The sequence below is a fragment of the Pontibacillus chungwhensis genome, from assembly GCF_030166655.1.
GTDB lineage: Bacteria > Bacillota > Bacilli > Bacillales > BH030062 > Pontibacillus.
Genome location: NZ_CP126446.1, coordinates 3515421 through 3527654 on the forward strand (window position 1 = coordinate 3515421; position 12234 = coordinate 3527654).

General features: G+C 43.7%; 13 protein-coding genes. 2 read left to right on the forward strand and 11 right to left on the reverse strand.

Annotated features, from left to right (window positions below; genetic code table 11):
• Positions 1 to 9: 9 nt before the first annotated feature.
• The 11 genes from QNI29_RS18120 to QNI29_RS18170 form a co-directional block, all read right to left on the reverse strand.
• On the reverse strand, positions 10 to 603 hold the full coding sequence (locus QNI29_RS18120; RefSeq protein WP_231419706.1) for a DUF6470 family protein: 594 nt from the start codon (positions 601 to 603) through the stop codon (positions 10 to 12).
• A gap of 49 nt (positions 604 to 652) precedes the next feature.
• A complete protein-coding gene (gene flgL, locus QNI29_RS18125; protein ID WP_231419734.1) occupies positions 653 to 1531 on the reverse strand; it encodes a flagellar hook-associated protein FlgL in 879 nt (292 codons plus the stop codon).
• Positions 1532 to 1548: 17 nt separating this feature from the next.
• Entirely contained in the window at positions 1549 to 3123 is a 1575-nt protein-coding gene (gene flgK, locus QNI29_RS18130) for a flagellar hook-associated protein FlgK (RefSeq protein WP_231419707.1), read from the reverse strand.
• Positions 3124 to 3141: 18 nt separating this feature from the next.
• Complete coding sequence (locus QNI29_RS18135; protein ID WP_231419708.1) at positions 3142 to 3639, reverse strand: flagellar protein FlgN; 498 nt, start codon at positions 3637 to 3639, stop codon at positions 3142 to 3144.
• 16 nt (positions 3640 to 3655) lie between these two features.
• Positions 3656 to 3919, reverse strand: a complete 264-nt coding sequence (flgM, locus tag QNI29_RS18140; protein WP_231419709.1) for a flagellar biosynthesis anti-sigma factor FlgM — start codon at positions 3917 to 3919, stop codon at positions 3656 to 3658.
• Between the two features lie 82 nt (positions 3920 to 4001).
• On the reverse strand, positions 4002 to 4403 hold the full coding sequence (locus tag QNI29_RS18145) for a TIGR03826 family flagellar region protein (protein ID WP_231419710.1): 402 nt from the start codon (positions 4401 to 4403) through the stop codon (positions 4002 to 4004).
• 82 nt (positions 4404 to 4485) lie between these two features.
• A complete protein-coding gene (locus QNI29_RS18150; protein WP_231419711.1) occupies positions 4486 to 5151 on the reverse strand; it encodes a ComFC family protein in 666 nt (221 codons plus the stop codon).
• The gene (locus tag QNI29_RS18155) at positions 5152 to 6567 is read right to left on the reverse strand and encodes an ATP-dependent helicase ComFA (protein ID WP_231419712.1); all 1416 of its coding nucleotides are present in this window, start codon (positions 6565 to 6567) and stop codon (positions 5152 to 5154) included.
• Positions 6568 to 6976: 409 nt separating this feature from the next.
• Positions 6977 to 7819, reverse strand: a complete 843-nt coding sequence (locus QNI29_RS18160) for a DegV family protein (protein ID WP_231419713.1) — start codon at positions 7817 to 7819, stop codon at positions 6977 to 6979.
• A gap of 515 nt (positions 7820 to 8334) precedes the next feature.
• Complete coding sequence (locus QNI29_RS18165) at positions 8335 to 9027, reverse strand: response regulator (RefSeq protein ID WP_231419714.1); 693 nt, start codon at positions 9025 to 9027, stop codon at positions 8335 to 8337.
• Between the two features lie 191 nt (positions 9028 to 9218).
• The gene (locus QNI29_RS18170; RefSeq protein WP_231419715.1) at positions 9219 to 10355 is read right to left on the reverse strand and encodes a sensor histidine kinase; all 1137 of its coding nucleotides are present in this window, start codon (positions 10353 to 10355) and stop codon (positions 9219 to 9221) included.
• Between the two features lie 171 nt (positions 10356 to 10526).
• Here QNI29_RS18170 and QNI29_RS18175 point away from each other — a divergent pair, with 171 nt between their 5' ends.
• Both QNI29_RS18175 and QNI29_RS18180 read left to right on the forward strand, forming a co-directional pair.
• The gene (locus tag QNI29_RS18175) at positions 10527 to 11177 is read left to right on the forward strand and encodes a YigZ family protein (RefSeq protein ID WP_231419716.1); all 651 of its coding nucleotides are present in this window, start codon (positions 10527 to 10529) and stop codon (positions 11175 to 11177) included.
• 4 nt (positions 11178 to 11181) lie between these two features.
• Positions 11182 to 12228 (forward strand): LCP family protein, encoded by a 1047-nt coding sequence (locus QNI29_RS18180; RefSeq protein ID WP_231419717.1) that lies wholly within the window; start codon positions 11182 to 11184, stop codon positions 12226 to 12228.
• Positions 12229 to 12234: the final 6 nt, after the last annotated feature.

A 12234-nucleotide genomic window follows, 5' to 3' on the forward strand; every position in this document is an offset into this window, starting at 1 on the left:
CACCACTTCTTATATATTGGTTTCAAATCGATAACCCTTAAATGTTAAGTTCTTAAAATCTATATTCACATCAGAATATTGCTCAATCCTTGCTGTGACTTGTCCCCGCTCATATTGGAACTGTGGCTCATTTCTCGTTGCTCTTAGAATCGGCTCGTTGCGCTTCACATCTATCGTTGCTCTGCCAGTATTAAATGAAAGGTCTACCAATTCATAAGCCGGACGACCACCAGGGTTAATAGTGAAGTCCCAAAGACCTTCTACTGTTCTTTTGGCTTGAGATGCAATGGGATTACCTCCATTTTCGATCCTCATTAGTTCATCGCCTTCTTGCGCCATAGTAGCTATATGTTCTAAACCTTTTTGTTTGGCATGACTGGCGTATTCTTCTGCGCGGACAAAAACACTTTTTAACCCGATATTTTGCCATGCTTTTGTTTGATTAATAGATAGCTTTGGGGATTCTTGCTTAATAGATAGGTCTGCCTTTGGCTGTTGAATCTGTTGCTCTGCTGGTCGTTGTTTATATGTATGTTTAGCATTTTGTATGGTTAAGCCAATCTTAGCTAGAGTTGTCTGTATTTGAATTTGAGGAGTCTTCATTTGGTTCACCTCTGATTAGAGTAAAAAAGCTATCTGATGAACAGATAGCTTATCTTAGAAAATCCATTAATGTCGGCTGAATAATACGCGCCCCTACACTAAGTGCCGCTCGGTGCACACTTTCCTGGGTCTTTAATTTTGTAATGACTTTTTCTAACTCTGCATCTTCATTATCAGAAAGAATTCGATTAGCCATAACTTCTTGGCTTGAAAGGCGATCTTCTACAAGCTCTACTCGGTTCATACGTGCCCCGAGGTCTGCCCTGGTATTCACCACATCATTAATATTACGATCTATTGCAGCAATAGATTCCTCAAGGCCTTCTCCTGAGCTTAAGTTATCAATAAACTGATCAACATTTGCGAAAAGATCCTTCCCGAAAACCTTATTGCCGTCTACGTTAACATTTAATTTGGTTCCAGCTGAAACTTCCATGTTAACAAACTCTTGGTTAAAGTTCTTACTCAAACTTCCGTCCCCCACATTAACGGTTACAGGAGGCTCAGACGTGTTGGTTCCATTAAAGATATACTTGTTATTTACTTTCGTATTTGCAAGGTCTTTTAAATGAGCCTTAAGTTGCTTTACTTCTTCAGCTATATTCTCACGTTGCCCGGTCTCGTAAGTATCATTACTAGCCTGAACCGCTAGCTCCCGCAATCGTTGCAACGCTTTCGTTGTCTTATCAAGAGCCGCATCCGAGTTATTCATCCAATTATGAACTTCACCAATATTACGCTGAAACTGCTCAATTTCTGTTAACTGGCTCCGATAGTTCATACCTTTCATAGCGACAACAGGATCATCGGAAGGTCGGCTGATCTTCTTCCCAGTAGAAAGTTGCTCCTGATACTTACCCATTTGCTCATAGCTCTTACTCATATTACTCAGCATATTATTCGTTAACATGCTCTGCGTTACACGAATAGCCATCGATCACTCACCTACCTTCCAACCCGGCCCATGCCGTTGATTATTTTATCTAGCATCTCGTCAATCGTTGTTAAATTTCGCGCTGCTGCGTTATACGCGTGCTGGTACTTAATTATATTGGACATCTCTTCATCAAGGGACACGCCGCTTACTGATTGACGGCGTTCTTCAACAGATTGTTTCAACGTTTCAGAGTTGCCTTCTAACCGGCGGGCTTCTTGAGACTCAACTGCCATCTCGCCAATCATGCCTTCATAATAGCTATTAAAAGAGGTCGTTTTGCCATCAATGACAATGGAATCAGACGCTTCTCCAAGCTTTATAGCATTTTCTCCGCCGCCAAGCGTAGGATCATTTCCATCCGCTTCAGCCGCAATATTGAAGAGATCGTTTTTAATTCCACTTGCTACCGCCATGGAACCGGCATACCCTTCCGTTTCCGCTGATTTAGTGAAGAAGTTTCCATCATAATCCTCGTCTTCAACGCCATTCATTTCATTGAGACTCAATCCACTCTTATGAATACTGTTGAAACTATCGGCAAAGCCTGCTGCCAATTTATCTAGCTCAGTTAGCATATCGGGATAGATGCCTTGTTCTGCACCCTCAGCTTTATAACCATAGGACTCCATTAGCCCTTTCAATTTACCAGAACCTAATGCATCTAAACTCGCTCCTGACAGAGAAGAGGTAACAGCATCATCCTTTGATTTAGGATCGATCATCGCAAGCTTAGTTACGGGTCCGTCTGCGTCCTCACCGTCAGCTCCATCCGATGCATAAACGACATCAAGTTCTCTGTACGAATTATTTTTTCCATCCACCAGGGGCTCAGATGCGCCAATGATTTCGATTGTATATTTCCCTTCCGCTATCTCAAGAGAAGAATCACTCGTTTCAACTGTACTCACTTTAATGTCCACAAGCTCAGATAATTCATCCACCAGTTGATCCCGTTTGTCATAGAGATCGTTCGGTAAGTATCCGTGTGGTTCGACATCGCCAATTTGATCATTGATATCTTTAATCTGCTTAGCAATTGAACTAATATCTTTCGCTGTAATATCAATCTGATTTTTAAAATCGGTTTGAATCCCCTGTAAGGAGTCTGATAAGTAATTAAAAGTCTCAGCTACGGCTGTCCCACGTTGCCTAACGACAGAACGAGCCCCCTCATCTTTCGGATTCGTAGACAAATCCTGAAGCGACTGCCAGAACTGATCCATCGTCTTCGATAACCCATTCTCAGAAGGCTCGTTCATAATCTCTTCCATCTTCTGAAGTGCCTCAGCCTTCGTTGACCAGTAGCCTGCTTTCGTATTCTCTCCCCGGTACTGAGCGTCCAGAAAACTTTCTCTGACACGCTCGATCGTACCCGCTTCAACACCAGATCCAACCTGACCTGGAATTTCCGGACGATTTCGAGATGCTGGTGGATACGGGGCTGTTTGTTCAAAGTTCACGCGCTGCCTGGAGTAGCCAGGGGTGTTCGCGTTTGAGATGTTGTGACCTGTTGTATATAAAGCCGACTGCTGCGCGTACATGGCGCGCTTCGCGACTTCTAAACCGTTAAAAGTCGAACCCATTGCCTTTCTCCTCTCCCCTTACGCTTTCGAATCAAACATCGAACGATTTGATTCGCTTTTCGCTTGCTGTCCCTTCGGATTTCCGTAATTCATATTCTTCGTTTGAGGCTGAATCATATTAAGTGTGAGGTCTACAAACTGAAGCGATTGTTGTGTGAGCTCGGTGTTCAGCTGTTCCTGTTCTTTCAACTGTGCAAGAACCATTACAAAGGACTCAAGCAAATCAGCTAACGCTTGTTTCTCTTCGCCCTCAGGTAACACACGTAACATAGCAGAGACCGTGTACTCTTCTGTTTGGGGAGAATGGAACCGAAACCATTCTCCTACCAGCTGCGCTCGCTTACTCTCCATTCCATTAATTCCCTGCACATGCTTTCGTTCCTGAACAAGTAATGTCTGGATTGTATCGATATCATCTGATTTCAGCGCTTCTGTTTTCTTTTTAGAGAGCGTTAGCAAACTCTCATGCAAAGCGTAGTGCTTCTTTAATACTTCCAAAATAGGTTGTACGGACACGCGTCATGCCCCTCCTTTAGCGATTCTTCCAAAAGTTGACCATACTCGCTGCTGTCTGCTTCGCATCAACCTGGTATTCACCTGAATCGACCTTTTGTTTTAAGGATTCAATGTGCTGCTTTCTCGTTTCTTTCGCTTTCTGGTGTTCTTGCATCTGTTTAGCTTCATTCGAAATTTCTATTTTATCTTTTTTAGCGGACGTTTCTCCCGCTTGTTGTTGAGTATTTATGTTCTTCCTATAAGGGTTAAAGTTTGAATGATTTGGTCCGTTGATTCTCATTCCGCTCACCTCTTTCTAATTTCGATCCGTGTAAAGAGTCTACCCTTTATATCGGTATAGAAACGGATTTCTTAAGTGAGTCTTATTTCTCAAAATTGTAGTAGGTTGAAACTTTTTTGTCGTTCCCTTTAAGACTTTCAACCTTCTCTTCCTGCTCAAGATCGCTTCGAATGTCTTCTGAACACTCACCACATATTTTACCATCTGTGATAAGTGATTGACACCGTTCACAAGGATAAGCCATATTCGGAAACATAGATGTCCGTAACCGCTGCTCCTTCACAAACTTCATAATCAAATCTCGATCTACTCCAGTCGCCTCAGAAACCTGATCAATTGTCGCTGCACGGTTCTTTTGCTTTCGAATAAATTTATACACTTTATCAAACTCAGCTTCTTCTTCTTTATAGCAATTCGGGCAAATATCCTTTACATTTTTCACAAATAACGCATTACAGCGCGGGCAATTCGATAACTCTCCCATAACCAAAGTCCTCCCTTTTCTCTCTACTTCTTATATCGACAACATAGCGAGAATCAAAAGGGGGAAAGAATGAGTTTTTCAGTTATCCTCGGATTAGGGTATAAGAAAAAACAGTTGATGCTCCCGCTTCTTTTAGGAGGTGAGCTGCATGTTGAAGCGTTCTGCCTGTTGTGTAGATGTCATCGATAAGAAGAACTGGTTTTGAGATAGATGCGTTAAGCGAAAATGGATTCTCTGTGGTCATCCGATCCCGACGAGATTTTTTCGATTGTTTCTCAGAATGGATTCTACTTAAAAGATTTCCCCTTTGAAGTGGCAAAGCGTTCGCCAGAGCCTCAGATTGATTGAACCCTCGTTCTACCATACGCTCATCCGAAAGAGGAACTGGTACAAGAATTGTTTCTTCAGATACTCTCAGAGTCTCGAACCGCTTCTTGAAATCTTCCATAAACAAATCAACTAACACATAATCCCCTCGGTACTTCCACTTAGCCACAACCTCTTTCAGAAAATCGTTATACTTGTAAAGAGAGACATTCCAATCAAGACCAGCCCCTCCCCATCGAACACAGTCTTCACATATATCTTCACTATCCATCTCCCGAGAACACTGAGGACAGGTAGGCCCCTGAATGAGCACCATCTGCTCCTTACAGCCCTGACAGATCACCTCATCCTCCGGGAGCTTAAACAGATTATTCCAATTCACCTCTTTTATAATCTCAGCATCACACCATAAACAATGCATCTACTCCGCCCCCTTCTCAGCCAACTTATTCATACGGCGAATCGAATCTCGTGCATTAACCATTCCATCAGAAGCACCATTATGAAAGAACACAACATCCCCTGAAGGATCATCCGGGCTCCGCCCCGCACGACCCGCTATCTGAACAAGTGCCGCTTCATCAAACACATCATGCCCAGCATCAAGCACCGCTACATCAATAGACGGAAACGTAACCCCTCGCTCCAGAATCGTCGTCGTAATCAAAAGGTCCACCTCTTTTTCACGGAAGCGCTGAATCTTCGTCTCCCGTTCCGGATCTTCACTGTGAGCAGCTATACTACCAGGCAACTCAATCGTTAACTTCTCAGCTTTTTCAATAGTAGAAGCAAACAAAAGAACCCGACGCCCTGCCTTCTTCTTTTCTTGCAGCCACACTTTCAAACCTTTTGGCACAACACGCCTCTTCAAATCAAAACTAGAACGAAAAACCGGAACAGGCAGTGGATGACCATGAAATCGTTGAGGTACAAAAACAGTAGGAAGAATATTAAGGTGAGAGCGAATTTTGAGGTCTAACCGAGGAGTAGCCGTGAGGTAAATAAGAGAGCCATCTGTTTTCAACGCTCTGGCAGAAGAGTACGGAAGCATAGGATCAGAGTGATAAGGAAAAGCATCCACCTCATCAATAATCATCACATCAAAAGCCCTTGCGTAATAAAGTAGCTGATGAGTCGTCGCCAAAAGGAACTGAGCCCCCTCATCCACCTCCTCACTCCCCCCATAACGAGCCACAATCTTAATATCAGGGAAAGCACGAGCAAACCGAGGCCTCAACTCCCGAACCACATCAGCCCGAGGCGTAGCCAAACAAACCCGCTTCCCCTCCGCAAAAGCCTTCTCAAGCCCAGCAAACAACATCTCCGTCTTCCCAGCACCACAAACCGCCCAGACCAAAAGACGAGACCGCTCATCAACCGCCTCCCGAATCCGACCCGAAGCAGTACGCTGATATCGCGAAAGCTCCCCCTCCCAAGCACAAGCATTACTCAAACATGGAAAAGAAGCCCGCGGCCCCGTCCAAATATAAAGAGAAGAACAAAAACTCACCCGCCCCATCACCACACACTTCCGACAATACACACAATCACCACACCGACAAGGCCAAGAACCAAAAAAACGCTGCACCCGGTTCCCACAACGATGACACGTATAGTCAAAATGTTTCTTCGTAATAGCAGGAATTTTCGTAAGATACTTCTTCTGAATAAGTTCATCCTTATCAACAGGAAGCTGATGCTCAAGCAGAAGTTTACCAGAGAGGGTAAGAGAATAAGGGGATTGTTCATCAGTAGAATCATTCGGGGATAACGGCGAAACAACCAAAAACTGCCTATCATATCGGCCATCCCACCAATTGATCAAACGTTTGATCAAGAAGATTCCTCCTTTATTATTTAATTAATAAAGCTCTTAGAAAAAGAAATTCAGGATAGAAAATAGAGGTAATAAAATAATCTAGAATGAAGTAATAGAATTTGTTTTTAAGGTTGGAATAAATGTAAACGAAAACGAGGGGGAATGATTATAAATAAGTAGATTCTCACAAAGGTATCAAAACCATTAAGAGGTTGGAAATGGGAGGTTTTAAGGAGTATCTTAAAGCGGCCGTTAACCAAAATTAAGCCAGGGGTGGCAGCGGGACTGCGAGACTCCCGCGGGGCAAGGAGCCTAGGCAAGACCCCACAGAGAGCGCAAGCGAACGAGGAGGCTTGCCAGCTCCCCGCAGGAAAGCGAGTAGTCCCGCAGCCACCCCAAGCACTCCACAAAAGCAAAGGCCTACCAGCTACCGCTCAAACCACCCAATACCAAGCGCACCCTCACCTAAATGCGTCCCAATAACAGGCCCAAAATAACTAAGCACAAACTCAACATTCGGATACTTCTCCTGAAGCTCATCCAAAATCTCCTGCGCATCCTCTTCACGATTCGCATGAATAATCGTCGCCTTCATCGGCTGCCCCTTTTCAGCAACCTCTTCAAACAACCCTTTCACACGCTTAAGCGCCTTTTTGCGCGTACGAATCTTTTCAAACGGAACAATTACCTTGTCCACAAAATGAAGAACCGGCTTCACCTGAAGCAAACTCCCCACAAGCGCCTGGGCACCATTCAAACGTCCACCACGATGGAGATGAGAAAGATCATCTACCATAAAGTAAGCCCGTATCGAAGACTGCATCTCATTCACGCGCGCCATAATCTGTTCAGGCATCGCTCCATTATCAGCCATCTCAGCCGCTTCTAACACATAAAAGCCCTGAACCATACAGCTAATTTCAGAATCGAACACATGAAGGTCAATCGAATCCACCATATCATCCGCACTCGCAATTGCCTGATACGTTCCGCTAATGCCACTTGAAAGCGTGATCGCCACAACGGCATCATACTCAACCGAAAGCTCTTCTAATTTATTCGTTACAACGCCAATCGAAGGCTGAGACGTCTTCGGCAGTTCCTGAGCACCGCGCACCATATCGTAGAAATCCGAAGCGGACAAATCCATTTCCTCACGATACGTTTCTTCCCCAATCGTCACGCTCAGGGGAACCATATGAATGTTCCAGCGGTCCCGAAGCTCCTGAGGGATGTAAGCCGTACTATCCGTTAAGATCGCTGTTTTCATCTTATCGTACTCCCTTTTCATTAAAATAATTTCCATTATGTATAACCTATGAAGGTTGTCTAGTCGTTATGAAAAAATCGGTAAAGCTACTCTCATTTTACCGCAACTCCCACCCCATTGCACCCACTAAATTCAATCCCTCAAACCCCTTTATCACAGTAACAAACCACAGCGTGCCAGACACCCTGCACCCCACTAAAGAATTAAAAGATCCTACATCATTTCATTGTCTTTTGACCTTTAGGAAGTACTTTGTAACTTGAATGGTCTCCCTCCCTAACCAAACCCCAGAGTTTCCGTTATCCAAACACCGCAAAGGCGGGCTGGGAAACTGCGAGACTCCTGTGGGAAGAAGAGTTAGACGAGACCCCGCAGGGTGGTTTTCCCGAGGAGGCTCGACAGCTCGCCCACGGAAAGCGAGTAGTTTCCCAGCCCGCCTTACACTCCCCCTAAATAAACGGAAACACCCACAAAAAAAGCCCCGAAACCATTCAGGTTCCAGAGCCTTCCTCACATTATAATACTTCAACCCAACCGTTCTTAATCGCTGTCACAACAGCCTGCGTACGGTCGTTTACGTTCATTTTTTGTAAGATATTACTCACATGGTTCTTTACCGTCTTCTCACTAATATAAAGGGACTCCGCTACCCCGCGGTTGCTTTTCCCGTCTGCAAGTAACTGAAGAACTTCACACTCACGGCGTGTTAGCAGGTGAAGTGGTTTACGGTACTCAATTGTACGGCCTTGCTGGCTGCTTGAGCCGCTTCGGCTACCATCTTCTGATAGACGACGGTATTCTTTTACAAGATTATGGGTGACACGTGGATGCAAGTAAGAGCCGCCTTCGCTTACGACTTTGATTGCTTCAATTAAGGCGTCTGAATCCATTTCTTTTAATAGATATCCTTGAGCACCTGTCTTAAGAGCGTGTGTCACGTAGTTCTCATCATCGTGAATCGATAGAATGATAACCTTCATGTCCGGATATTTTGCAATCAGCTCAGCTGTTGCTTGTACCCCGTTCATTTGTGGCATGTTGATATCCATAAGCACGACGTCTGGGCGATGTTCATCTACTAAAGCCGAAGCTGATTCACCGTCGTCCCCTTCTGCTACTACATTGAAGGATGGTTCAAATTCTAAGATTCGCTTTACGCCTTCACGAAATAATTTATGGTCGTCAATTAATACTATGTTCGTATTCATGGCTCGAGCCTCCCGTGTCCATTTTCCGTTTATTTTTACAATCCTAATTTCAATTCTATAAAACAATGATCCCTAAACATTACCTATTATGTTGTTACACAATCGTCTCGGGTGGGAATACTTATCACTTATTCGTAACCATTACATTTTTATTATAATATAAAAGATTGGTAGAATATAGTCTTGCCTGATTAGTTCAGGGGCACTTGAATCATGATGATCGTACCTGAACCAACCTGAGAATCAATGGTGATCTCCCCATCAAGCATTTCTACCCGCTCTCTCATACCGACAAGTCCGAATGATTTTTCTTTCTTTTGGCTTGTGTCGAATCCTTTTCCATCATCTTTTACAATAATGTTCACTAGCGAGCGTTTCAGTTCGAATTTTACCTCAATTCGCGATGCTTCCGCGTGCTTCACAGCATTCTGCACAGCTTCTTGAACGAGTCTGAATAAAGCTACTTCGTATTTTGGATCGAGACGTTTTTCTACTCCATACGGCGTGAACGGAATTTCAATACTGTTGTACTCTTCAACAGTCGCTAAGTATTTCTTAAGCGTTGGCACAAGCCCAAGGTCATCCAAGGCCATTGGTCTTAAATCGTAAATAATACGACGCACTTCATAGAGTGCCGATCGGACCATGCCACGCACTTCCTTAATTTCTTTCAACGCTTCATTAACGCCCCGCTGCCTGAATGTCCGGTCGATTAAGTCAGAACGAAGCATCACGTTTGCGAGCATTTGCGCCGGTCCATCGTGGATCTCTCGTGATAAACGACGACGTTCCTCCTCTTGTGCCTCAATAATCTGAAGCCCAAACGCCTGCTTTTCCTTCGCATCCTCCAGTGCCTCTGTCACTTGTCTGAAGTCATCATTTAAGTAGTTAAGAACAACTGATATCTTCCCACCTAATGCATCGGCACGTTCGACCGTATCTTCAAGTTTTCTTAAGCGACGTTCTAATTCATCTCTTCGTTCCCGGAGTTGTTTTTCCTGCTCACGCTTGACGGAAAGTTGCATTTGGAGTTGATGCGTCTGCTCATACACTTCGCGAATCTCCTGCTCGGAGTAACGGTCGAAATGCTTACTAACTTCAGATAATCGCATCCTGGAGAAACGCACTTGTCGTTCTAGCGTATCTCCCGCATCTATAATTTCAACAACTTGCATTTTCGTGTCTTTCAATTCACGATCAAGTTGTTCGAACTCATTTCGGGACTGCTCGCCGATTTGAAATATTTCGTCTTTACTATTTGTCACAGTATCGATCATCTCTTGGATGATGGAATCAAGTGCTTTTTCACCAATTTTACTCTCCGGCATAAAACGTCTCCTCCATCTATTTCACATACTCATTCGTTCGACCCATGTCTATTTCTGGGGGTAATTCTTAAAAAAGTTGAAATTTATCTATATTTTGGTAAGAACAGTCAAAATGATTTGCCGTTCGACATCTACATCTTTATAATGAAGTTTTAGGAGGTTAAATGCAAGATGCTAAACAATTATCTGACAGTAAATGGTGAAGGTTTTGAAGAAATTGTTATTCAGAAGTCTCGTTTCATTGGATATGTAAAACGTGTAGAAACAGAAGAAGAAGCAAAAGCATTTGTACAAGAGATTAAGAAGAAGCACAATAACGCCACTCATAACTGCTCCGCTTATATGGTAGGAGAACATGATCAAATACAAAAAGCACACGATGACGGGGAACCAAGCGGAACCGCCGGTGTGCCGATTTTAAATGTCTTAAAGAAAAAAGGGTTAAAAGACACCGCCGTAGTCGTTACCCGTTACTTTGGGGGGATTAAACTTGGTGCCGGAGGTTTAATTCGTGCCTACTCAAGTGCAACCTCTGCAGGTCTTGAAACGACTGGTATTGTAAGACGTCAATTAATGCGAACGATGAAAGTGACAGCTGACTACACACTTCTTGGCAAGCTTGAGAACGAGCTCAGGAACAGCCAATATGCCATAAAAGGGATTGAATACCTCGAACATGTGGAAATAGAAGTATATGTAGTCGAAGGCGAAGAAGATTCGTTTACGTCTTGGATGGTCGATCTCACCAGTGACCAGGCGAAGATTACGCAAGAAGAAGTTTCCTACATGGAAACGGATGTCACGGCTGAAAAAGGAGACTAAACTCATGAAACGCAAAAGAACATCGAAGAAAAAAGTTTTTCTTTGGTCCTTTATTGTTCTTTTCTTATTAGGAGCAGGCATCGTATCAGGATATGGAGCCTACTTAACCGACAAAGCGAAACAAGCGACAACAAGCTCTCAGCTTGAGCTAAAGCGTGGCGATATGTCGAAAAAACGTGATGAAATCGTCGATCCATACCAGGACAACATCTCGATTCTATTCCTCGGCGTTGACGATAGTGAAAAGCGAGACTATGACAGTAATGCTCGCTCAGATGCAATGGTGCTCGCCACATTAAACGAGGAAGAGAAATCTATTAAACTCGTAAGCATACCCCGTGACTCTTATGCCTACATTCCACAAATGGACAAGATGGATAAAATCACTCACGCCCATGCCTACGGAGGAGTCGATTACGCGGTATCAACTGTTGAGAACTTATTTGATGTCCCTGTCGATTACTATGTACGCCTGAACTTCAATGCATTCGTTGAAACAGTGGACACCCTTGGTGGTATCGAGTTTGACGTACCGTTTGATATGACGGAGAAAAATAGTGATGACCAGCATGGCGCCATTCAGCTTGAAGAAGGGCAGCAAGATATTACCGGGGAAGAAGCTCTAGCCCTTGCTCGTTCCCGGCAGTATGACAGTGACCAGGCTCGCGGTAAACGACAAATGGAGATTCTTCAATCGATCTTTGACGAAGCGTCAGACATGAAATCCGTTACCAAATACGGCTCTCTGATTGATTCGATCGGTAACAATATGAAGACAAACATGAGCTTTGATGAAATGAGCGCACTTCACAATTACGTACTAAACCGTAATATCTCGTTTGAAACGATGCAGCTAGACGGGGAAGGTACCTATATAAACGATCTCTATTATTTCAAAGTATACGATGACAGCCTCGCTTCCATTCAAAATGAGTTACAAACACACCTTGATCTAACCCAACCCAATGACACCATAGATGAGAAAAATAAAAAGGATAGCTCCTATGCTAAAAAATCATCTTCAGAAAAAGAAGAAGACAAAGATTATTAATAGCAA